This is a genomic window from Serratia sp. Je.1.23.a (assembly GCF_051129805.1).
Taxonomy (GTDB): Bacteria; Pseudomonadota; Gammaproteobacteria; order Enterobacterales; family Enterobacteriaceae; genus Serratia; species Serratia liquefaciens.
On sequence record NZ_JBCPSR010000002.1, the window covers coordinates 87,061 to 108,498 of the forward strand.

Annotated in this window: 24 protein-coding genes; 2 read left to right on the top strand and 22 right to left on the bottom strand. The window is 50.7% G+C overall.

What is annotated here, in order from left to right:
- Positions 1–6 precede the first annotated feature (6 nt).
- The 21 genes from AAZT04_RS08145 to AAZT04_RS08245 all read right to left on the bottom strand — a co-directional run bounded on the left by AAZT04_RS08145 (position 7) and on the right by AAZT04_RS08245 (position 18,115).
- A complete protein-coding gene (locus AAZT04_RS08145; RefSeq protein WP_434680231.1) occupies positions 7–1,881 on the bottom strand; it encodes a type IV secretory system conjugative DNA transfer family protein in 1,875 nt (624 codons plus the stop codon).
- A gap of 748 nt (positions 1,882–2,629) precedes the next feature.
- A complete protein-coding gene (locus AAZT04_RS08150; protein WP_434679622.1) occupies positions 2,630–2,935 on the bottom strand; it encodes a hypothetical protein in 306 nt (101 codons plus the stop codon).
- Between the two features lie 18 nt (positions 2,936–2,953).
- A complete protein-coding gene (locus AAZT04_RS08155; protein WP_434679624.1) occupies positions 2,954–3,256 on the bottom strand; it encodes a TrbM/KikA/MpfK family conjugal transfer protein in 303 nt (100 codons plus the stop codon).
- 49 nt (positions 3,257–3,305) lie between these two features.
- On the bottom strand, positions 3,306–4,334 hold the full coding sequence (gene virB11 / locus AAZT04_RS08160) for a P-type DNA transfer ATPase VirB11 (RefSeq protein WP_434679627.1): 1,029 nt from the start codon (positions 4,332–4,334) through the stop codon (positions 3,306–3,308).
- The gene (gene virB10 / locus AAZT04_RS08165) at positions 4,324–5,628 is read right to left on the bottom strand and encodes a VirB10/TraB/TrbI family type IV secretion system protein (protein ID WP_434679630.1); all 1,305 of its coding nucleotides are present in this window, start codon (positions 5,626–5,628) and stop codon (positions 4,324–4,326) included. The genes virB11 and virB10 overlap by 11 nt, the downstream gene beginning before the upstream one ends.
- A complete protein-coding gene (gene virB9, locus AAZT04_RS08170) occupies positions 5,625–6,512 on the bottom strand; it encodes a P-type conjugative transfer protein VirB9 (RefSeq protein ID WP_434680233.1) in 888 nt (295 codons plus the stop codon). The genes virB10 and virB9 overlap by 4 nt, the downstream gene beginning before the upstream one ends.
- A complete protein-coding gene (locus tag AAZT04_RS08175; RefSeq protein ID WP_434679632.1) occupies positions 6,512–7,195 on the bottom strand; it encodes a virB8 family protein in 684 nt (227 codons plus the stop codon). The genes virB9 and AAZT04_RS08175 overlap by 1 nt, the downstream gene beginning before the upstream one ends.
- Positions 7,188–7,328: a hypothetical protein gene (locus AAZT04_RS08180; RefSeq protein WP_015696803.1), complete on the bottom strand. Its 141-nt coding sequence runs from the start codon at positions 7,326–7,328 to the stop codon at positions 7,188–7,190. The genes AAZT04_RS08175 and AAZT04_RS08180 overlap by 8 nt, the downstream gene beginning before the upstream one ends.
- A 90-nt stretch (positions 7,329–7,418) precedes the next feature.
- The gene (locus tag AAZT04_RS08185) at positions 7,419–8,450 is read right to left on the bottom strand and encodes a type IV secretion system protein (protein ID WP_434679633.1); all 1,032 of its coding nucleotides are present in this window, start codon (positions 8,448–8,450) and stop codon (positions 7,419–7,421) included.
- A gap of 73 nt (positions 8,451–8,523) precedes the next feature.
- Positions 8,524–8,799, bottom strand: a complete 276-nt coding sequence (locus AAZT04_RS08190; RefSeq protein WP_434679635.1) for an EexN family lipoprotein — start codon at positions 8,797–8,799, stop codon at positions 8,524–8,526.
- A 10-nt stretch (positions 8,800–8,809) separates the two neighbouring features.
- Positions 8,810–9,529: a type IV secretion system protein gene (locus tag AAZT04_RS08195; protein WP_434679636.1), complete on the bottom strand. Its 720-nt coding sequence runs from the start codon at positions 9,527–9,529 to the stop codon at positions 8,810–8,812.
- A 23-nt stretch (positions 9,530–9,552) separates the two neighbouring features.
- Positions 9,553–12,300 (bottom strand): VirB3 family type IV secretion system protein, encoded by a 2,748-nt coding sequence (locus AAZT04_RS08200; RefSeq protein WP_434679639.1) that lies wholly within the window; start codon positions 12,298–12,300, stop codon positions 9,553–9,555.
- A gap of 11 nt (positions 12,301–12,311) precedes the next feature.
- Positions 12,312–12,590 (bottom strand): TrbC/VirB2 family protein, encoded by a 279-nt coding sequence (locus AAZT04_RS08205; RefSeq protein ID WP_060854760.1) that lies wholly within the window; start codon positions 12,588–12,590, stop codon positions 12,312–12,314.
- Complete coding sequence (locus AAZT04_RS08210) at positions 12,590–13,237, bottom strand: lytic transglycosylase domain-containing protein (RefSeq protein WP_434679642.1); 648 nt, start codon at positions 13,235–13,237, stop codon at positions 12,590–12,592. Before AAZT04_RS08210 ends, AAZT04_RS08205 begins: the two co-directional genes overlap by 1 nt.
- Positions 13,238–13,314: 77 nt before the next feature.
- Positions 13,315–13,536, bottom strand: a complete 222-nt coding sequence (locus tag AAZT04_RS08215; protein ID WP_103826093.1) for a hypothetical protein — start codon at positions 13,534–13,536, stop codon at positions 13,315–13,317.
- A gap of 396 nt (positions 13,537–13,932) precedes the next feature.
- Entirely contained in the window at positions 13,933–14,142 is a 210-nt protein-coding gene (locus tag AAZT04_RS08220; protein WP_033783515.1) for a TraR/DksA family transcriptional regulator, read from the bottom strand.
- The gene (locus AAZT04_RS08225; protein WP_434679647.1) at positions 14,132–14,719 is read right to left on the bottom strand and encodes a DUF2857 domain-containing protein; all 588 of its coding nucleotides are present in this window, start codon (positions 14,717–14,719) and stop codon (positions 14,132–14,134) included. The genes AAZT04_RS08220 and AAZT04_RS08225 overlap by 11 nt, the downstream gene beginning before the upstream one ends.
- A gap of 14 nt (positions 14,720–14,733) precedes the next feature.
- Positions 14,734–14,928: an AlpA family transcriptional regulator gene (locus AAZT04_RS08230; RefSeq protein WP_009635172.1), complete on the bottom strand. Its 195-nt coding sequence runs from the start codon at positions 14,926–14,928 to the stop codon at positions 14,734–14,736.
- A 138-nt stretch (positions 14,929–15,066) separates the two neighbouring features.
- Positions 15,067–15,993 (bottom strand): hypothetical protein, encoded by a 927-nt coding sequence (locus AAZT04_RS08235; RefSeq protein ID WP_015689818.1) that lies wholly within the window; start codon positions 15,991–15,993, stop codon positions 15,067–15,069.
- Positions 15,994–16,213: 220 nt separating this feature from the next.
- A complete protein-coding gene (locus tag AAZT04_RS08240) occupies positions 16,214–17,407 on the bottom strand; it encodes an MFS transporter (RefSeq protein ID WP_434679652.1) in 1,194 nt (397 codons plus the stop codon).
- Between the two features lie 3 nt (positions 17,408–17,410).
- Positions 17,411–18,115, bottom strand: coding sequence for a type 1 glutamine amidotransferase domain-containing protein (locus tag AAZT04_RS08245; protein ID WP_434679654.1), 705 nt, complete (start codon positions 18,113–18,115; stop codon positions 17,411–17,413).
- A gap of 141 nt (positions 18,116–18,256) precedes the next feature.
- On the opposite strand from AAZT04_RS08245, the gene AAZT04_RS08250 reads away from it, so the two are divergent.
- Entirely contained in the window at positions 18,257–19,174 is a 918-nt protein-coding gene (locus AAZT04_RS08250; RefSeq protein WP_015689821.1) for a LysR family transcriptional regulator, read from the top strand.
- A gap of 426 nt (positions 19,175–19,600) precedes the next feature.
- Positions 19,601–20,503: a LysR family transcriptional regulator gene (locus tag AAZT04_RS08255; RefSeq protein WP_015689822.1), complete on the top strand. Its 903-nt coding sequence runs from the start codon at positions 19,601–19,603 to the stop codon at positions 20,501–20,503.
- Positions 20,504–20,541: 38 nt separating this feature from the next.
- Here AAZT04_RS08255 and AAZT04_RS08260 read toward each other — a convergent pair whose 3' ends face one another.
- Entirely contained in the window at positions 20,542–21,423 is an 882-nt protein-coding gene (locus AAZT04_RS08260) for a polysaccharide deacetylase family protein (protein ID WP_015689823.1), read from the bottom strand.
- Between the last annotated feature and the right edge of the window lie 15 nt (positions 21,424–21,438).

The following is a 21,438-nucleotide window of genomic DNA, read 5'->3' on the forward strand; positions in this document are numbered from 1 at the left end:
CACCCTTTAAAAATCCAGCAATGACGGGTTTTCCTCTTTATCGGCGTTCGGTGTTGTTGTGTCTTCTTCGTCCGTATTATCAAAAAAAAGATCGGGTCGCGTTGTGGTGATATCCGTCTTTGATGCGGGTCCGGGGGAAGTTTCCTCCTCGTTAAAATCCAGGGTGATGTTTACCGTTGCGGCGCTGGCGGCAATCGCGGGCGACACGGCGCTGATCTCCAGTTCGCGTTTTTTCACCCTGATGGGTGAAATCAGAGAAGCAGCAGGGAGTGCTTTTGTCGTAAAAATGAAGCTGACAAAATCGGGGAGGTTCAGGATCATATTGCTGTCGGTAAAGAAACGCTCGGCCTGCCTGATGGTGCGTTCACTGTCGATGGTCTCTGTCAGCACGGCATCGGTTTTCGCTTTGCGGACCTCATCATCGACTAATATAGTGCCGGACATCCTTGCCACCCATTCAGCGGTGTCCGGATCCATGACACGATATACCAGTTTGAATTTAGCATTCTCAACGACCGCGCCGACAACGGCGTCACCTTTCAAATCTGCCGGGCAGTCTTTTAAATCGGCAATCGACTGATGATCCATAATAATATGTACGCCTTTATCCCGCGCCGCGCCTAAGCCTTCCAGCGCGGGCCTGGATAAATGGTATTTCAGTTCGGAAAGATAAATAGCAATGGGGCGGGGCACGTCTTTCACTCGCTCGCGCCTTTCTGCCAGCTGGTACAGGCGAACCAGCAGCATGCGCTGCGCGGTAATGATTTTGCTGTTGCGCATTGAGCCAATCACATAACAGCAACCCCCTTCCTCAAATATCGTATTAAGCGAAAATCCTGTCGGCGCATTAATGGCATTGAGCAAGGCCAGCTCTTCAATTTTCCCGAAGAAGGCTTTTATTTTATCGGCAATACCCTGAACGTAGTCGCCGTTATAAACATCCCGAATGGTTGAGGCAGTATTTCGGGTGACAAACTGCGCGGCTATCCGGGCCGCTTTCCGGTCGTCAATCCGATAAAAGTCAGATTCCTGACCTTTCTCTGCCAGACTGAAACCGGCAACGAAAAGTTCTTCCAGTTCATCGGCGGTGATTTCTTCAATCAGGTTTAACTGGTATTGGGGTTTTCGCAGGTCAATTAAGGCAAAGGGCTTCCCGGCATCTTCACAGGCTTTTCGGTAAAGGTGGGGTGCCCATTCATCATCCTTGGGGTCCATCACAAATACGCCTTCGCCGGCCAGAATACTTTGGTAAAGTAATATCCCGGTGGCAACCCCTTTACCGGCGCCGGTGGTGCCGATAATATCCGCGTGTTGTTTTTGCCAGTCTTTTAACGGCAGATACATCGGCTGAACATCGCGGTCCATGCCGATAAATAACCCTTTGTTCAGGTCGATATAATCCAGCGGATTATAATGCAGCGTTTCCGGCAGCAGTGATTTCACCGTACGGACATCGGTGCGTAATTCCCGTTCAAGCGTGGTTTTTCTGACGAGGTGTTTCTTTATTTTGTCTAATTCAGGGGTTAATACCCTGCGCAGCAGAATATGCAAAATAAAACCCGTTACGGTAAAGATAATCAGCACTGGCCATGCCAGAACGGGAATACTGGCGACTACACGGCCTTGATAAAGCCACTGGAAAATCCAGATAACAACCGGGGCCATGGTACCGGAAAGAAAACACAGCAGGGAAAAAGTGATAATCAGCTTTTGCCACAACGGGGCTTTTTGACGTTCATCGCTTTTCATCGACGCGAAAAACGGCATCGTCAGCCCCGATAACAGTGCCAGCATCAGTTGATGCTGTTGCATAATAGCCATGAAGCTCAGCGCGCCATTCACTATCGGCGACAGTGAAACGGTCAGCTTATTCAAAATCACGATGCCTCCTTCGTCAGCAGTTCGCCCCATGACATCGCCCCGCCTTTTCGCCCCACGGTGTCGGGCGAAAAGGCGGGGCGAGCGTATGGGGTAAAGAAGGTGGCCGCATTGCGGCCATGTGCAGGAAAGCATGCTTCCCTGCACCAAACGGCGTGCGCCAGTACATGCGGGCTGGACGCCCTTATGGCCTGTCACATGGGGGTAATGTCGCGGCTGGACGCTGCGCCAAAACCCCCAACGTCAACGGCGGCACACCGTCGCCCGCTACGCGCGACCACCCCCTTTAAGACGGTCGCTTTCGCCTTTTTATTCCCTTTGCTCGTTCCTCGCAGCGTGAATAAAAGGGAAGCTGACCTTTAAAGAGGGTGGTCGTGCCACGCTACCGGCTTTTGGCCGGAGACTTAGCCGCGACGGTGTGCGGGGCTGTGCCCCCCAAATAAACCGCTGTCGTGGGCGACAGCTTTTCGCTCGCTGGGGCGGCGAAATTTATTCGGCTCCCCCCGGCCGGCAAAATCCGCGTGGGCGCGGCTGTTTGCCGGTGAGGCGCGGCGCCTGAACTATTTTCGCTCCTTAATCCGCGAAAATAATTCTGTCCGCTGCCTCATTTTTACGGTCGTGTTTCTTCACTCCTTAATTCGCGAAAAATGTGCTGGGCCGTAAAAACCTGAAAACCACCACGCCTTAAGCCGACTCGGCTAAAATATTTTGGCGCTATAGGAGACCTGCGAATAAAATTAAGGCAGGAAGGTTAATATTGGGTCTCGCGGATTTCCCTGATGATGTCGGAATAACACTGGCGACTTTCTTTAATGCTGGTTTCATCCAGCGTAAATCCTCGCCGGCTGGCTTCTTCTGTCAGCGTTATTCTGTCGGTGGCGTTCAGCGTTTGCAGCAACTGCAATAACCGGCAGATAACCCGGTAGTGATAAATTTCATAATAAAGGCCGCATCCGCGCATTGCCTCATTTTCAATGTGCTCAATAACACAGGTTGCGCGCATGGAATCCCCGCGCTGATGTGTCCAGGGATGCTGAATAAAACCCAGTTTGGTCATAAATATAACCTCCGCTAATTAACTACGCACGCGGCCAAATTTACTGATTATCTGGCTGATAATTGCCGGGTCTGCTGAATAACACTCAAATAAGAATGATTTTCTGGCATCGGCAGTATGGTCCGGCAGAAAACCGTGCTTGTTCTTTTTGACGATATTAAAGAATGCACGTTCAGCAGAATGGCATTCATTGCCGCCGCCGTTCCCGGTGGCTTTACCGTACATGCATAACACCACTTCACAGGCGTCAGCGGCCATGACGGAGGTGGAATATGACGCCATAATGCAGAGCAATAATGCGGAAGATATTGTTTTTTTCATTTCGGTCACCTTCATATTTAAACGAGGGTTGCGTAATTCGATACGTTATTTATTGAAGTCCTTTACTGAATATACCTCTCATGTCTTTGAGATGAAGGGGTTTAAAATAAATATCACTCATGCGGCGTATGTCACCGTGAATATCAATGCTGACGATCACATCAACGCTCTTAAGCACCTTGCGTAACAGCACGTTGAAAGGCATGTTCCGGCAGTCGGGGTTTTCATAGCAGCGGTCAATTAACCCTTCAATACATTCTTCCGGGCTGCCTGCATGCAGGGAAGTCATTAATCCCTCATGGCCGGAACCGACGATTTTCAGCGCATCCCAGGCTTCTTGTCCGCGAATTTCAGCCAGTAATATCCGGTCAGGGTTCATACGATAATTGGCGCGTATCAGTCTGCCGGGCGTGACAATGGCATTATCCCCGGCGTCTGCCGGATAAAAGAGATGAACATAGTTGGTGTGGTGATAAAACCGGATTTCGGGATTATCCTCGATGGTGGTCAGCCTGAGGTGCCGGGGAATATAGTGCAGCAGCGTTTTCATATAGGTGGTTTTACCGGATCCGGTTTCACCGACGATAAAAATCGTCTTGCCGTATTCCACCGCTTTTTCCATAAAGCGGGAAATATCCCCACCTTGATAATAGCGGGTCAATTCAACATCTTTGCCTTCCGTTCGCTCCTGACCGCTTACCCGGTTATAAAATCCCGTATCAATCCATGACTGATGTGTTTTCTGCCCGAATGAGGGTTTGCGCAGCGTAATAGACACGGTATTGCGCTCACATGCGGGGGGAATAATGGCCTGAATGCGCTCGCCTGATTCAAGCGTGGCGGAAAGGATCGGTGAGGTGTCGTCGATATTATCGTCCTGCCACGACGCCAGCGCTCTGGCAAAGGCGTAACACTGACGCAGCGTAATCGGGGCTTCATGTTTTCGCCATTTCCCCCGGATTTTGGTATGCAGTTCACCCGGCCGGTTAACGGCAATTTCCGTCAGGCCGTCCTGCGCAATAAACTCACCAAACAGCTGGTTTTTCATAAAATCCAGCGACAGGTTTTCAGCGTTCATACCACCTCTTTTTCAGTCGTAGCTGCCAGACGGATGAGAAATCAATATCGGTGCCGGTCATGATGCCGATGACATCACCCTGATTCAGGTACAGGGTGGGCGGGATATTGATGCTGTTGTCCAGCGTCGTTTTCGCCATTTCCGCCGTGGCGGCGCGGGTGTTTTCGGTGTAGTCGGTATTGCGGTCTTTCCCCGGGGCAGCATCCGACGCCGCCGCAGCCACGTCCTGCACCGTACTGAGCATCAGGGCATTGCCGAAGCGCTCCCAGAAATGGTTGTCGATCCAACCAGAGATCCCCGCCTCGCCGAGCGGGCCGCTGGCCTGCGTATCAGTTAGCGGGATTTGCAGGCTGCCGGGCTCAGGCGTACGCAGCTCCGTCCACAGCACAAACATCCTGCTGCGTCCGTGTTGCAGTGCCCCGGTGCGGTAGATGCCACGGGCGACCGTTCCCGCCGGGATCAGCGTCACATGGTTGCTGGCGCTGTAAACATCTTCACTGACCAGGCAGGAAATATGCCCCACGACATCGGACACGAAGCGCCACATCATCGAACACGGGATATAGCGGTCCACCGGGATATAGAGATCAGGATCGAGACCCAACCGTCTGACGCCGGTGACCCGGGCGACGCCCGGATTGTCGTTATTATCCGTTTCCGGCGCGGCAGTCTCCGGGCAGCGCAGGCTGCCATCCTTTCCCCTAGTCAGTACTGACGGACAGGATGTGTACGTCGTGGATGATGGCGGACTGTCGGACATTTCTGCGTGGCTGCGCGTTTCATCCGGGGACGTGCGTGCATTATCGCCTGGCATTATTCGGGCGTTGTTCACCCCGTCAGCCAGCGCGGCTGCCTTGTTCAGGGCGGGTGGGGGCGGTGGCAGGGTGGGTGCGGAGGAGACGGTCTGGCTGACAGGGTCTGTTCCGCCCTGAGTGTGCGGCCCGAACTGGCCAAACGGGTTACTGTCCATGCCCAGATTTTGACGCTCATGCAGCGTCTTCCCGGCGGAGGGCGGCAGCGCGGTGTCGGCTTCTTTCTCATTACGCCCTTTCAATGCACTGAAAATCCGATCGCCGCCGGATGCCAGGGCGATCACCAGAGTCAGACTCAGCACGGTGACGATCAGCGTGCGGCGACCGGATACCTTACGAAAACGGGTCACTTCCGGCTGGCCGGGCGGTGTTTTCTGCTCCGGCTCCTGATACGCCATTGCCGCACGGGCGCGTTCGCGGGCTTCCGCTTCCCGCTCTGCGGTGTTTTTTTCCGGTTCATCCGGGACAGGTTTATCGGTCATCTGGCCTCCAGCGTAACGGACGGTGAAACAGTGTCGCTGCGGGTTATCGGGATGCGCCCGAATCCGTCGTTTTTGATCCCCACCACCGAGGTGCCGTAACGCAACACCAGTTGTGGTGATGCCGGCACCACCATCACGGTGTAATTACCCTGCTTAACCGTCCGGGGCGTGACTGCCTGCTCCCGTCCGTTAACCACCCGGAAAACGGAAGGCAGGGTTCTGATGGGGGAAAAACCGATATAAGCAAAACGACCATCATCCCAGGCAAAATCCGGTGCGATGGAGGCCGAACCCGCGGCGACCCGTTTGGTGTAGCGCCAGTTGCGTGGCGTGCTGGCCTGTCCGAATGCCGACGCTATCTGCTGCTTCTCCTGTCTTTCCCGCTGCTGCGTCTGACGCGCGGCGCTGGCGGCGGCAGATTGCTGGCGAACCTCGGCCGGATAGTGGTAACGGATAACGAACGCCTGCGCGGGGGAATCGTGGTCCAGCACGTTCAGCTCCAGGCTGTAATCACGCTTTGAGGTCACCACGAAGAGGTTGGTCTTCCAGTCCTTTGCCGTGGGCAGGAACACCTGGCTGACGTTGTTGCCGCTGGCGTCCGTCACCGGCTGGGTGATGGGGTTCGGGCTGACGCCTACCCGGTTATCACTCTTCGTCACCGTCCAGCCTTTTGGAAAGCCCGCTTGCGCATCAATCACAGCTTCATCGTCGTCAAACAGCAGCGTGGTGACGTAGCCAGGGCGGGTATTCACCACGGTGGCGTTCTGGCTGTTATACGATACGTTCTGCATCCGGCTGTCATAGGCGCTGCCGCGCGGGGTGGCGGCACTCCATGCCGCGCATGATGCCAGTAAGCCCGTCAGGAGCAGGATGTTTTTCAGCATCATTCGTTCCTCAGTTCTTTATCGCGCTGGTAGCTGGTGACGATAAAGCCCAGCGGGTTCACTTCACGCTGACTGTCCGTCAGTTGCTGATGCGGGACATAACGGTAAGTGAGGCGGATATTCCAGAAATCCGTTTTCACTGAATTATCAGAAATACGGCGGAGGGTGCGCTTAATACGCAGTGTTGCCAGGTTATCCGGTCCGGTGGCAGGCGCATGCACATTAGAAATAATGTCGATATAGACGACATATTCGGCTTTATTAAAAATAACGTCCGGAGCCTGGTCGCCGTTAAACCCGTCCAGATAATCCCGGTTCACGCTGTCGCTGTTAAATAACTGTATGTCGTCGTAATCACGCTGGAGGGAGAAATAATTATACCCTTCGCGGAGTCTGACATAGTGTGCCGCCAGTGAATGGGCCAGCGCTTTTTCAGACGCAATATCCCGCTCTTTAATACGGGTCATATACTCATAACGACCGGTCTGCTTGTTCACCGACCACAATTCAATGTCAGTGGTTTTCAGCGGCAGCAGAATAATAATGGCCGTGATCGTCAGTGCAGCCAGAATCAGCCCGGCAGCGGCCACCCGCCAGGCGGTTTTGCGGGAACGCTCTTCCTTTTCCAGCAGGATGGATTCAAAAGAGCGCGAGACATTAATGATGCGCTGAATATCAGACATGGTGAGTCAGCTCCTGAATGATGGCGGGGGAATTCACCGGCTGGGGATCGCCGGACACCGGCGGGAGGTCGCCCTGATGCTGCGCGCAGCCCGTAAGCGCGCACAGCACCAGGAGCAAGATGCTGAATTTCATGGAAGCCTCTTATCGGATTAATGCAGGAAGGCCGCACCGCTGGCTGAGGCCACGGCGTGACGGGGAAATGAGATTAACGGTCGGGAGGAATTAACGGTGAAGCTGCTGGTTCTGGCGTTTCATGCTTTCGATGGCGGTGGCACGTTTCTGCCAGGCGCTCACGGCTTTGCCCGCCCCTGCGGCAATGAACCTGCCGCTTGTCGCTGCTGCGGCCATGCCACCTTTGGCGGTCAGTCGGCCCCCGGTCTTTATGCCGGGTCTGGCAAAGTCGGCAGATTTGCTGGCCAGCCCGCTCAGTCCGCTCATGGCAGCCCCCTGTAACACGGCCTGCACGGCGGCACCGCTTAGCGCAGTGGCTATTTTCGCTGAAAAATACACCACGACGCCTGCGGCAATCCCGGCCAGCAAACATTGCGCCGCCAGGGTCACCATATTGCTTTCAGCAGACGTTGCTGTGGCGGCCTCCAGTATTTTATTCAGGTAGTTGATGGCGATCCGGACAGACAGAGCAGAGAACATGATCGTTAAGATTGCGGTAAATATTGTTTTCAGCCAGTTATTAAACATGGGTTTAAGAAAACCGTACAGCAGGCAGAAAATAAAGAGTGGGGCGGTGGTGGTCATTAACAGAATGGTGATTTCGGCGAGCAGGTTGACAAAGGTTGCAGCCAGTAACAGAACGATTGCTCCGCCCCAGACCAGCACCTCGGCAAAACCGCCATTCACTTTAACGTAGGTGGAGGTATCGAGATTAAACAGCGTTTGCCCCAGCGCTTGTGCCTTTTCCCACACCGTATCGAGCAGCGCCCAGACATTATCATCGCCACTGATGCCGTCCTTAAGCCCTTCAATGGCCACAATGATGGCATTCAGCCAGCCATCGCGGTTTAAAACAAAGGTGGTGATCAGCAACATGCGCCCCACATCCCAGACAACATCTTCAACCGGTGTCTGGAGTTTGCCGCCAAGCGTCTGATACCCGCGATACGTAATAAATAGGGTGAAGGAACTGATGATAATCACCCTGATTAGGGTGCCGTAGGTAGAAGACTGACCTTCTAACACGGCATTGAGTCCATCCATGATGTTTTTGTCCATACCAACAAAAATACCACCGGACATGGTGCCTCTCATTAGTCAGGAACAGACAGGGGATAAAAACAGGGAGGGATCCCTGTTTTTGTTGGCGGGAATATTACTGAGTGACGGATTTTCTTTTTTGGGCTTCCTGCTGAAACAGTGTCTCGAATTTTTCCCTGCTACCGGGTTTGCCTGTCTGGGCAAACATTAGTGCTGCCCGGTGCGCAAACTCGCAGTTGTCGCTTGCCTCGCCATCCTTGAGGCATTGCGTATAGACCTTATAGGTTTCATCGGGATGTTCTTTATACCAGGCTTCTGATTTCGTCTCTTTACAACCGGATAAGACGAGAATGCCTGAAATGACGCATAAGGTTAATACGGGTTTTAACATGTTAACCTCCCTATAGAGAGTTCAGATCGGCAACGGGCGCAGTTAATTGCTGTTGCTCAAAGGCTTTCTGTTTTTGCTGTTCCAGCAGCGTTGCTCGCTGTTCAGCCTGTTTGACTGACATTTCCCATTGGCTGGTCAGCGCATTCAATTGTACGCTTTTGGCTGCGATGGCGTTAGCCAGGTCCTGCGACTCTTTCGAATCCTGCGCATTAGCAATACGGTCTGATAAATCTGATATATCGTCGAGCGTGTCCGTGATCTTGTTTTCAACCTCGGACGTATTTTCTATCGCTACAGCCTGATTCAGGATCATCTGTTTGCAGCTGTCCAGATAGCGTTGTGAAGCGCTGGACGGGTTACAGGTATCGAACGTTTTATATTTGTTATACAAACTATTAAGTTCAGACGAATATGACCCGCTTTGGTTGCTCAGCAGGTCATCCAGTGAAATACCGTTTTGACGAAGATTATCAATATCGGTTTTCAGGCTTTTTGCCTCGCGGAGAAATGCCTGAACGTCCCGCACGCCCGTTGCCGTGGCTAATTGCTGCTTGTAGGCATCAAGTTCACTTCTATAGTGGGTAACGGTTTCCTGCCACTGCTGGAGTTTCTGGATCCACTGATTCATGGATTCGGTATTCTGTACGGCGTCGAATACCGGTATTCCGGCGCTCATCGCCTGGGTGGAAATAAACAACGATAACGCCAGTATGATATCTCTGAACCGCATTTTCATTACCTCCGTCAGGATTATTACAGGGCTTGTTCAAGGAAGGCGGCTTTCCAGTCATCAGGTTGCATTCCTTCCTGATACAGGGTGTCGAACAGTTTCAGGTTGTCTTCGCTCCCGCTCAGCATTTTGGTGAGTTTCCCGAGGCCCGATAAATCCATTTTCGCCACAGCCACAAAAGGCCGGGTTTCACCCGCGCGTAACGGCGTTTTCAGGACCACCATAGAGCGCTCACCCGGATCGAGGTTTCTGACGATGTCATACACGCTTTCCGGCACTTTCATCTTTTCCACGTAATCCGCCCGGCTGGCCTTCGGGTTGGCGAGAAAAATCTGCGTACTGCACTGCTCGATAATCGCCGGGGCAATCGGGTGCTTGACGATTTCGTCAGGTGACTGGGTGGCGGGGACGAAGATGCCGTTCAGCTTGCGGATCACTTTCAGCATATTGAGCGAGAAGCAGGAAAATTCGACATCGGCCAGCCATTTCCAGAACTCGTCCATGAACATCACCAGCCGGCGACCGTCCAGCAGGCTGGTGACGCGGTACAGCAGATAAAACGTGACGGGGCCGCGAACATCGTCATCATCGAGAAATTCCGTACCGTCGATACCCAGGTTATCAACGTGGCTGATGTTGAAGGTGTCCTCCTCATTGTCGAATACCCAGCCGAACTCGCCGCCCTGCGCCCACTGTTTAAGGCGAATACGTAACCCGTTGATGCGGGCATCGGTGGTTGGCGGCTCCGGCAGGACTTCCAGCAGTCGGGTGATCCCGAACTTGCGGTATTCCGGCGGGTAGTCGAGCATAATGGTATCCACGGCGGCACTGATCCGCTCCTCATCGCGCGGATCGAGCGGCTTGCCGTTGCGGCCGCACAGCATGCGCACCAGCCGTTTGATAAAGCTGATATTCCGCCGGGTTGGAGCCAGCGCAAAAGGATTGAAACCGGTAGGCACACCGGTGCGAATACGAAAATAACGCCCGCCCATCTGACGTATCGCCATCTCCGCCGCCCGGTCCTTGTCGAAATACACCGTGGTGAACCGCTGGATTGTGGCTGAGGCGGAGAACGTCACCGGATTGCGGTACTTCTGCATCAGTTGCTGCATGACGGTCATCAGCATCGTTTTCCCGGAGCCGGTTTTCCCGATAATCGCCGTATTACCCGGCGTTTTTTCGTTGAAGTCATCCCGCCCGCTTTGGCTGTCATGCAGGTTCAGGTAATATCCGCCACCACCCGGGGATTTCAGTATCCCGATGGCATCGCCCCAGGGATTGCCGCTCCGCTTGTGGGAATGAAAGTTGTGCAGGCTCGCCAGGTCGGCAAAGTTCTGGCTGCTGATAGCCACCAGTCGGGGGCGCAGCGTATACACCCCCGGCAGTTGCGCAAGGTACGCGGCGGGCAGCGACAGCGTCGACAGCATTGTCATGATGCCGAGGTCGGCGAAAGGCTGCGCCAGCGCGTTGGCATCCTTCACCACCTGCTCGGGGCTGTCTGAAGATACCAGCAGGGAGAAGTGGTATTTCCCGCACGAGACATGCCCGGACTGGAGCAGGTCACGCAGGACAATCAGCTCTTCACGCTGCGAAATGGCGTCGTCATCCGCCGAAGTCAGGCGCTTTTCCGCCAGGCGAATATGCTTCTGCGCCTCATCGCGGGCCATGCAGGTGAAGGACTGCGTCAGCACGTACTCGCTTTCGGCATACAGCAGTGCGTCTAACAGGCCGGTCGCGGTTTCAGGCGAGTAATCTTTGATTTCCAGACTGCGAAAAAAGCGGGATCCGCCGACGGTCTGGCACTCGGCGGTGTCGGTGGTAAAAAAGACATCCGGCGTGCTTAATGTTTCATATAACGGTGCACGCGTGACCGCGACCTTTTGCCACTGGCCGGTCAGCAGGCGGTGATACAAGGACAGCTGGGCGGAATACACCCGCCGGTTTTCTTCATACATCCCCAGCGGCGTGGCCGTATAGCGAGACAGCGCCGATGCCAGCGCCTCCCGGTATTCCAGCATCACTTTCAGGGCATCATCCAGCGCCGCTTTGCGTTTACCGGACGATTGCGCCTTCATGGCTTTTTTCTCCAGCGGGGAGAAGGGTGCATAGCAGACGGTGAAAAACAGCCGGTGCCGCCAGAACGGTTTTTCGTTGATTGGCTGGTAATACAGCCGGGTCACTTCATCAGAAAAGGGAATGCCTGAATTCGCGTCAAAGACATCGTGGTACTTTCCCCGGATACGGTGAAGATAGAAGGTAACCGGCAGGCCTTCATACGCACGAATCACGTTATTGAGATGCGTCGCCATTAACGTCAGATGATGTTCGTCCTCGCATTCAAAAACGGTGCCCTCCAGCTCCCAGCTGGCAACCAAATCACCCTGGCGGTTTCTGATGACGTGCGGGTGAATATGGGAGGAATACGGAATGTATTTATCCAGCGTAACGTGCTCGTTTAACTTCATTTTTTCAATAAACTCCGAGACGTCGACGGCGTCATAGCGGTTTGCCAGCAGGGCATTGGCACCAAAATGTTTATTGGTGCCAAACCGGCCACGGGTTTTAAAGGCCAGCCAGAGCAGCCCGAAATAGTGAATATCGGTTCTGGCCTTTGCCTTCATCTCCAGCCAGGCGGGAATAAGCAGTAATACCAGGTAATAGCTGACATAGACCGCCAGCAGGACGATGGCCCCGCTGACTATTACGAACGGCACGAGGGGAATGCCGGCTATGGCGGCAGGCCGCGTCAGCGCTTTGTTCAGCGTAGCCATCGTTACCTCCCTTATGACGCCCAGTAGGCACCGAAACCTGACGCACCGACGATAAGGATGGCGCCAATGATGACGTTGCGCATGTCATGCAGGCTCTTGCCGTCAAATAAGACTTTGTATCCCACCCACATGGTGGCCAGTGTGATGGTGACGGCGGCCAGCCCGAGCAGGCCTGTGGAAGTGTTGCTCAGCGTCTCATTGGCTTTATTAAATCCGCTGTCGGCTGCCAGCACCGGGGTTGTCATTAGCAAGGACGTGAGGACGGGCCAGTCAGTCTGTTTTCGTTTCATCATTGTTCCTCCTGGGGGCTGGGAATGGGTAACGCGCCGCGTATAACGGCATTGGGGTAGCGCAGGGATGTCAGAACTGACGTAGCGTTATCGGTAAGCTCACCACGCAAGACGGCGGCGGGGTAATGGATTTCCGGCACGAGCTTTTTGGTGGGAGGTCGCTGCCGGTCTTCCTGCGTTGACGGCACGGCGTAGCCGATGCGCTGGATGTAGCTGGTCTGGTTAAATGTGGATTCCGGCTGTTGGCCGGTCGTGAAATTTCCCGAGTAGTAGCAACTGAGCGCACGCTTGAGGGAACCGCCGCGGCGGTAGCAGTCGGTGAGGATGCGCTCAAAAACGGACAGGTTGGTACAGGGGTCAAGAAGGTCGCGGGCGCTCACGCGGTAATGACGGAAATTGGTGCTGGTGATTTGCATCAGCCCGACCGAATAGCGTCGGCCCTGTGCTGCCAGCCGTCCGGTGAGGCTGATGGCCTCATCCCTGCTCGTGGGAAAATGTGAGATCACGCCTTTGCCACTGGGCAGAATTTCAGCGATGGCATACGGATTCAAACCGGATTCGGCCCGCGCCACATCAAGCGCCGTGGACGGGTGAATGCTGGGGGCGCACTGCATAGCCGCCGCCAGAAATACGGGGGTGGAAAGCATGATGGCCTCGGAATGGTAAACCGGGCAACGCGTACCGCCATCAGACGGCACAGGGCCGGGAAAAGGGGTAAGGGCGGTTAAATGGACTGAGTATCCTGTGTCGCGCCGCCGTCATCCCTGGGCTCAAGGAGAACTAACTTGCCGGAAACGGCAATGCCGGGTGTCAGCATGATATTCAGGCCAGACTTACCGTTATGAGCGAACGCCACGCCAACCCTGGTCCAATACGTGTTTATTTCGCCCTGTGCATCGGGTTGACTTTCCTGAGTGACAAATACGTGGTAAATGGGTTTTCGCATGACGACTCCTCTAATAAAAACAACAATGAGTTAAATGAATGTCACATCCCAATTCTGCATTCCGGTTTTAACGGGTCAGCGAGAACATTCAGCGGCACCCTGAATTGTGGTTTCGTGACAGCCCGAACCTTATTTTTAAAGAGCAATACCCGATCTGGGGAAATTAACGACCATTCGGGCAACCATTCTGTAATGACGTTTTCAGGATCAGATATCCGGGGCGGTATATAAACGATAAATTCAAAGTTAAAATGAGAGAGATAAATTAGCGGTAGAAGGGGATAAGCTTTGGGGTAAATAAAAGGAAGTGAAATAGTTAATAAAGACGACTGTGGATTTATAGTTAATGATAGAGACATGCAGGGGAAATATTCCTGCATGTCTCTGTGACCATTATTAACGTGTTCGACGTTCAAGTTTTTCCTGGCATTCCGTGCAGGTGGTTATGCCCGGGAGTGCCTGCCGTCGCTTTTCAGGAATGGGCTTACCGCATAGACGACAATGGAATAATGATGGCGTAGACCCTGGCTTAAAACGACTCTGTTCAATCATCTCCTCCAGTCGTTGCTCATTAAATTCCTGATCGCGGTCGATCTCATCTGGCATTTGCGGCCCTCCGGTCTGACGCCTCCTGTTCACAAAGTGCGATACGCTTCCAGACGATGGTCAGTGACAACCCTTCGACTTTCGGCAGCAGGGATTGCGTTACCTGCATCATGGCGGCCAGCGCATCGGTCGATTCCAGGTTGGCCACCCGGCATTGTTGCCATTGCAGCCAGATGGCAGTATCCGTATCTTCGTCCGGCTCTGGCGTCCGGCCATAAGGCACACGGACGCCCAGTAACCGGCGGCGAAGGCAAACTTCGTTGGAGGTGAGGCCAAAATACTTATTGAGTAGCGCAATTGACCCGCCGAGCCGGATGGCATGATCGATACGTTGCTGCTGCAGAACCGCCTCACGGGATTTAGCCAGAAGCAGGTGTAATGCGTCGTGATGAACCGTCACAGCCAAAAACTGCGCAGACTCCCGACTGATGATAAACAGCTCGTCTAGTGACAACTGGTTGAGGGCATTCATTTCGTCGAAAGTGAATCCTAGCGATTCACAGTAACGAATGTTGCCCTCCTTCAATGCATGCAGGGCATCGGTTAATACGGCGTAATTAAGTGACGGGATAATCATGGTATTTTCTCCCTTCAGCCTATTGAGCGGCGGACTAATTTAATATTGATCCATTCGTCAATTTCCGATTCGAGCCAGGCGACACTGGCCGGGCCAATCTTGATTGAGCGGGGGAAGGTGCCGTCTTTCATATACAGATAGATTTGAGAGCGCTTCAGGCCCGTTTTTTCTTCAACCTGTTTCAGACGTAATAACTGATGAGATGTCACGGTATTCTCCTGTGGCAGATATAGCGCTAGCCGGGAGATAACACGACAACACAAAGTCGTGGTGTGGAGAAAGGTGATGAGCCCGTATTACGGAAAATACAATCCTTAATACGGGTTTTCATAGCGAAGGGCATCATCTTACTTTTGTGTTGGTAGGGAAGGGGGCGAGCCGCGCTCAAGCGCAGTCTTCAGTGTGTCGCCACTGAATCGATCGGTAATGCCTTCCTCAGATGCCCATTGTTCAAAAATGGACAATAGTTTATACGGTTGCATGATTAACGGACTGATAGTTTCATTATTTTTGCAGGCAAGCCAGAAGAGGCGTGATAGAGGGGTGGATATCCGAGTTGGAGACGGTTGAAGTATTTCTTTTTCGATCGGTTTGTTGATCAACTTATCAAGTTCACTTTTTCTGAGGACAAAGCAGGCATCGCTCGGTAATTCATGCATAGGAAAATAATATTTATGCGAATCTTTCTTTGTAGCGTTTAGTATTATATCTTCGTAATCATCTGATGAAATATACTTAGGTAGCCTTTCTACGTGTCGTTCGATTCTTTCATGCCATGTCATCTTTTCGAAAAGTTGAAACGTTTCCCCCAATAAACAAACGGTAATGCCATAATTATACGACTTTGCTCCTGTTACAGGTGATGGTATCTTTAATGAATGTGCAAGTAAACGCTGTATAAGGACATATTCATAGCCGAGCAATGTTGTGTCAATGACTCTTTGTACAGGGTGGATATATCTCCCTTCAGTACTGAAAGTTAAATTGTTTTCGCTGACAAAGGAACTTTCGGCAAGCATGAATGATTTCATCGTTGACGAACTTTTTATTGGTCTTAGCTTTAATTTATGATTTCGTGATTTAATTTTCCTCAATGTTATTGGGGATTGAAAATATATTGAAAACCGAATTTTCCCTTGCAGAGCAAATCGATAAAAATCACTTTTTCTTATTTTACACCCATTCAATCCATTGAGAAGTCTTACCGCCTCCCTGATAGTTATCCAGTCTGGAATTCCATCTCTATTGTTTAGGTAAGTTGGATTGTCTGACATAATACATCTCCTTTCACACAATGATATTGCTGATGAATTTCGCTGTGTTTTTGAAAGATGTTTAAAATTCTGATTGATATGAAATAGAACAGAATGATTTAGGCCGATTTTATAAAATAAAAAATAACCTGTGTTTGGTTGTGACATTTTTCAAAGAGGTAAAATAAAATGGCTCAGTGATTTGGTGTTCACTGAGCCATTTTAAATGCTATGTGTACTATCAGGAGTAATCGGAGGTGGTGCGTCTTTTATTAGAATTTATTTGTAATAACATCCATAAAATACCAACGATTACTACTCCGCCTCCAACCCAAGTAGGGCTTGTAAGACCAGTAACATCCAGTGCTACCCCCCCCAATAGCGACCCTAATGCAATTCCTCCGTTAAAACCGGCAATATTCAGTCCTGCTGCCACAGCTGGAGCTTCAGGTGTATGTATGTGAGATAGCCCTATCACTCTTGCTTGCATTGAGGGGACCGCTGCGTATGTCAATGCTCCAAGCAACCCAATAAACAGTGCCATTAACATTAAGGATGAGACAGAGAACCACATAGCAAAGAGGACGATCGCCAGACCAATAAGAATTGTCAGCACGGCACGATCTGCACCTTGCTTGTCAGTCAGGCGACCACCCCAGACATTCCCGATAGCGGCCATCACGCCGTAGACCAACATAAGCAAACTACTCGTACGCTCGTCTACATGCGTTACCTGAAGCAGAATCGGGGAAATATACGTATACAGGGCAAAAGATCCTGCATAGGCCAAAACTGTAATTCCTGCTCCCGCAAGCAGTAGTGGGTTGAACATGGCTTTTAAACCGTCCATGGCATTTGCTTGCAAGGAGGGATCATTTTGATCCGTGGGCATCAGCATTGCCAATCCAATGAAACCGATCGCTCCACTTGCCGTTACTGCCATGAATATAGACTGCCAACTCAACAGACTACCGATGTAGGTACCAAGTGGTACGCCTAATGCCAACGCAATTGTAAGACCGCCAAAAACGACCGAAACAGCGGCGCCAGCACGATGTCGCCCAGCCAGTTGGGTTGCCACACTTGAAGCAACAGCAAGAAACACTCCGTGCCCTAAACCGGAAGCAAATCGTGCAATCAACATAGGCGTTAGGGACTCAGACGCACTGACGATACCATTGCCAACTGTAAACAGGCCCATAGCAACAAGTAATAATCTTTTACGAGGCCATCGCGTTGCCAACGCAGTTAATCCCGGAGCACCAATTACGGCACCGAGGGCGTAGGCTGTCACCGCTGTACCTATATGACTGACACTGACGTTTAGATCAGCTGATATCCTGGAAACTAAGCCGATCGTGACAAATTCAGTGAATCCCAAAGCAAAAGCGCAGAGTGCAAAGACATATATAACAAAAGGCATGCGTTCTTTCATAACTCAGGCTCTTCTATTTTCAATAGAAGCCAACAAAGGCAGCATTGCCTCAGCGACTCCTTTTGCGGAAGCGGGATTCTGTCCGGTCACTAATCTCTCGCTGACAATCACCTGGGGCTGAAAATTTGCGGCTGCAAGATGCTCAGCACCTCTTTGCTTCAGCGTGTCTTCAAGTAAGAATGGAACAATGTCGTGCAACCCTACAGCACGTTCTTCATCGTTGGTAAAAGCTGACACCTTTTTGCCCGCAACCAGATATTCATTATCGGAAAGCCGAATATTCACCAATCCGGCGGGGCCATGACAAACCGCAGCGACAATGCCACCCTTTTCATAAATTCGTGATGAAACATCCGCCAACTCTATATTGTCAGGGAGATCCCACATCGTCGCATGCCCTCCTGCATAGAAGACGGCGTCATAGACGTCAGGATCAATCTGCGAGGGTTTTAATGTGGTTTTAGTTGCCTCGCGTAAGGAATCATTATTCCAAAAGGAGGCGTTAACCGGATCGCTGAGGTCTAAACCGTCAACATGTGTCTCGCCCCCCTTGGGACTCACGAAATCAATTTCATATCCTTCTTTTGTGAGTACATCGTAGGGGTGAGACACCTCAGAAAGATAGAAACCACTGGGTGCGGCATCTTTACTCTCGGCTTGACCTTTACGGTCATGGCTGGTCAATACAAACAGGATACGTTTAGGCATTTTAACTTCCTCTATATGGGGGGCTTAAAGCAAAATTCTTCTGACTGCATGCGACATAACAGACTTGTCATATTGAGTCTTATTGTGGAACAATCTATTTATCCTTTAAATAGACCTAAATGGACAAACACTTACCCCAAAATGAACAAAATAAACTTGAGAAATGACGACCTTGAAGTGTTTTTACACGTCGTTGACAGAAACAATTTCTCTGCCGCAGCACGAGACCTACAGATACTCCCCAAGATGGTGAGCAAGCAGATAGCCAGGCTGGAAACTGCACTTGGCACTACCCTTTTTGAAAGAAACACCCGTAATCTACGTATTACAGACGAGGGCAGAGCTATAGCTGAGAGGGCTCGCGTAGCGTTGGCCGTTCTGGATGAGATGAAGGAACTTTCCCGAGGGGATAGTGAGGAGTTAAGCGGAAATATTCGTTTGACTGCGCCCGCACCGTTTGGCCGAAAATATGTTGCTCCTGCGATCGCTGCATTCTGCCAAGTACATCCGAGGGTGGGCTTTGATTTAAGGTTATCTGACCAAATCCAGGATCTTTACAGTGGTGATTTCGATCTGGCTATTCGTATGGGGGATCTGGCTGATTCTCGCCTTCTGGCCAGAAAAATAGCAAATAATAGACGTATTCTCATCGCATCGTCCGAATATCTGAAGAATCATCCACCCATTGAGCGACCAGAAGATCTTTTAAATCACAACTGCTTAGTATTCGCTTACCCGGGTTTTTTACACAATTCATGGACGTTACGTAAAGCCGGTCATGAAAGAAGCATCAGCGTTACTGGCAACCTTATCAGCGACAACGGAGATGTATTGCATGCCTGGAGTTTGGCGGGGCTTGGCATATCTCTTCGAGAAACTTGGGATATTCATGATGAATTGAGGGCTGGGAAACTTTGCCGAGTTCTGCCTGATTGGGAAGCAAACACATCTCAGATCAGTGTTGTCCGGGCGCGGCGAGATCCTATACCCCGTAGGCTAAGTGTATTTATCGATTTCATGACTGAAAAATGGAAACGGGCACCATGGGATGATGATTAATGTTCCGAAAGGTAGTCCGAACCGGTCTAACAGAAGCTAACCGCTTCGCTGACCAACGGAATTTGTGATAACTCGATTTGAGTTGAGGTTGTCAACGTTAATAGATAAAAATACAATGATTGTTTAGCCAATTTAAAGGTTTAGCGACTATCAATCCCTAGAGTAAATTATAGAAAATAACACGCCAATCCGAACCTTATGGCATGCGTGAAGCCTTAATGCTAACCAGATATAACACACATAAAATATAATAATATCAATGTGTTATATTGCTATATGCTATCCTTACCCTATAAGATCGTTTAATTGTTAAAATAAGTTAATATGTGTAGAAGCATTAACGAAACATGTTTATAACATAATACTGTGCAGGCTTTCGATTTTATGTCGTAATCGGAGAGCTTCAGGCTCTTAAGGGTGCGCAGTATGAGCTATCTGGTTCAGTTACGAAGTTTTGTTGAAGTATACAAAGCTGGTTCGATTTCAAAAGCGGCAATGCGGTTGGGCATAAGCCAGCCTGCAATGTCTGCCCACATTCATTCACTTGAGGCTTTTACCGGGTGTGTTCTCTTTACTCGTCGTTCACATGGTGTGGTGGCTACAGTGGATGGGGAGGAATTGGCGAGATTGGTGGCTTCAGATTTAGAAACGATTGAACTGAAGTTGTCGATGCTTAGATCACGTACAAGAAAGTCCTCGGGGACAGTATCTTTCATCGGGCCAGCAGAATTAATGTGGTCAAAATTACCGTACTTGGTGAAAATATTATTCAATGAAGGTATTAAATTTAAAGTTTTGACAGGAAATAGGAAGCGCATATACAGCTGTCTTCTGGACGGAAGTTGTCAACTAGGTTTCACAACTTCTATGCCGGATAAACAAAAATTTGGATATGCTGAAATTGGAATGGAGAAGTTAATAGTTGTGGTAGCGTCACTCATAGCAGACAACTTCAAAGAAAACGAGGACGTGATTGATACGCTGTCGAAGCTTCCTCTAATAGCTTACGATGAACAGTTACCCTTGATAAGGGAGGTTTTCCAGGATTCTTCACGTTTTTTTGCACTGCTTCGTCCGTCTATTACTGTACCGGATTTGCGGATTTTAGAAAGAATGATCCGAGAAAATATTGGTTGGACTGTGATGCCTGAGTATTTATGCGCCCAAAGCATAGCAGGAGGTCAGATCGTTGAAGTCAATGTCCATGAGAGACTCCCCATAAATTCAATCTATTTGGTATGGATTGATAGCTCATTACGTAACCCACTCGTTTCAGGAATCAGAGACAGAATTCTCGAACTATCAAAAAATAGCGGATTTATGGTTTGAGATACATAAAACAGGCAGCCTTATCGGCTGCCGTGTCATTATTTTATCCGTGGCGATCGCTTGGCAAAGTCATCTGCAATGTCATTCAATTTTAGGAATTTCACCCCTGGATGACCAAGCATATGAGTTAAGAGACGTTCGAGCATCATTAATACGTGCGGGCGTCCAGATACGTCCGGGTGAATCGTGAAAGTAAAAATCGCATATTCATGCTCACGGTAGACCCAATCGAATTGATCCCTCCACAACTGTTCGATGTCCCTGGGATTCATGAAACCTTGGCTGTTGGGTTTTGTTTTCATGAACATGAAAGGAGGAATATCGTCGATTGTCCAACTGGCGGGTAATTCAATAAGGTCCGTCTCTTCTCCGCGTACCAGCGGTTTCATCCATTCGGTCGGTGTCTTGGAATAATCTATCTTGGTCCAGGAATCACCTTTCCTGACATAATAAGGCTGATGATCATGATGCATTAGTGAATGGTCATATTTGATGCCATTTTCTAATAGAAGATCTGTGGTCACAGGAGAAAATTCCCACCATGGAGCGACATACCCAGTAGGTCTCTTCCCTGTTAATTTTGTGACCATATCAATGCCTTTTAGAAGGACTTCTCTTTCTTGGTCAGGCGACATAGATATTGGGTTTTCATGACTGTAATTATGAACCCCTACCTCATGTCCAGCATTGACAACTGCTTCCATTTGCCGAGGAAAGGTTTCAATGGAATGACCAGGCATAAACCAGGTGGTGGGGATATTAAACTGGTCAAATAGATTCAGAAGACGTGGAGTTCCTACTTCGCCAGCGAACATACCGCGAGATATATCGCTTGGAGAATCTTCACCCCCATAAGAAGATAGCCAGCCTGCAACGGCATCTACACCCACTCCAAAACCACATAGTATTTCTTTCGCCATGAGTTATTGCTCCTC

Excerpts from the sequence above, each read along its gene's own strand:
- AAZT04_RS08225 (WP_434679647.1), bottom strand. The coding sequence starts at position 14,719 with ATGATTATCCCGTCACTTAATTACGCCGTATTAACCGATGCCCTGCAT.
- AAZT04_RS08175 (WP_434679632.1), bottom strand. The coding sequence starts at position 7,195 with ATGTCTGATATTCAGCGCATCATTAATGTCTCGCGCTCTTTTGAATCC.
- AAZT04_RS08260 (WP_015689823.1), bottom strand. The coding sequence starts at position 21,423 with ATGGCGAAAGAAATACTATGTGGTTTTGGAGTGGGTGTAGATGCCGTT.
- AAZT04_RS08185 (WP_434679633.1), bottom strand. The coding sequence starts at position 8,450 with ATGTCCGGTGGTATTTTTGTTGGTATGGACAAAAACATCATGGATGGA.
- AAZT04_RS08210 (WP_434679642.1), bottom strand. The coding sequence starts at position 13,237 with ATGCTTTCCACCCCCGTATTTCTGGCGGCGGCTATGCAGTGCGCCCCC.
- AAZT04_RS08245 (WP_434679654.1), bottom strand. The coding sequence starts at position 18,115 with ATGCCTAAACGTATCCTGTTTGTATTGACCAGCCATGACCGTAAAGGT.
- AAZT04_RS08250 (WP_015689821.1), top strand. The coding sequence starts at position 18,257 with ATGAACAAAATAAACTTGAGAAATGACGACCTTGAAGTGTTTTTACAC.
- AAZT04_RS08150 (WP_434679622.1), bottom strand. The coding sequence starts at position 2,935 with ATGACCAAACTGGGTTTTATTCAGCATCCCTGGACACATCAGCGCGGG.
- AAZT04_RS08240 (WP_434679652.1), bottom strand. The coding sequence starts at position 17,407 with ATGAAAGAACGCATGCCTTTTGTTATATATGTCTTTGCACTCTGCGCT.
- virB9 (WP_434680233.1), bottom strand. The coding sequence starts at position 6,512 with ATGCTGAAAAACATCCTGCTCCTGACGGGCTTACTGGCATCATGCGCG.
- AAZT04_RS08180 (WP_015696803.1), bottom strand. The coding sequence starts at position 7,328 with ATGAAATTCAGCATCTTGCTCCTGGTGCTGTGCGCGCTTACGGGCTGC.
- AAZT04_RS08235 (WP_015689818.1), bottom strand. The coding sequence starts at position 15,993 with ATGTCAGACAATCCAACTTACCTAAACAATAGAGATGGAATTCCAGAC.
- AAZT04_RS08255 (WP_015689822.1), top strand. The coding sequence starts at position 19,601 with ATGAGCTATCTGGTTCAGTTACGAAGTTTTGTTGAAGTATACAAAGCT.
- virB11 (WP_434679627.1), bottom strand. The coding sequence starts at position 4,334 with ATGAACGCTGAAAACCTGTCGCTGGATTTTATGAAAAACCAGCTGTTT.
- AAZT04_RS08220 (WP_033783515.1), bottom strand. The coding sequence starts at position 14,142 with ATGCCAGATGAGATCGACCGCGATCAGGAATTTAATGAGCAACGACTG.
- AAZT04_RS08205 (WP_060854760.1), bottom strand. The coding sequence starts at position 12,590 with ATGAAACGAAAACAGACTGACTGGCCCGTCCTCACGTCCTTGCTAATG.
- AAZT04_RS08155 (WP_434679624.1), bottom strand. The coding sequence starts at position 3,256 with ATGAAAAAAACAATATCTTCCGCATTATTGCTCTGCATTATGGCGTCA.
- AAZT04_RS08190 (WP_434679635.1), bottom strand. The coding sequence starts at position 8,799 with ATGTTAAAACCCGTATTAACCTTATGCGTCATTTCAGGCATTCTCGTC.
- virB10 (WP_434679630.1), bottom strand. The coding sequence starts at position 5,628 with ATGACCGATAAACCTGTCCCGGATGAACCGGAAAAAAACACCGCAGAG.
- AAZT04_RS08195 (WP_434679636.1), bottom strand. The coding sequence starts at position 9,529 with ATGCGGTTCAGAGATATCATACTGGCGTTATCGTTGTTTATTTCCACC.
- AAZT04_RS08215 (WP_103826093.1), bottom strand. The coding sequence starts at position 13,536 with ATGCGAAAACCCATTTACCACGTATTTGTCACTCAGGAAAGTCAACCC.
- AAZT04_RS08200 (WP_434679639.1), bottom strand. The coding sequence starts at position 12,300 with ATGGCTACGCTGAACAAAGCGCTGACGCGGCCTGCCGCCATAGCCGGC.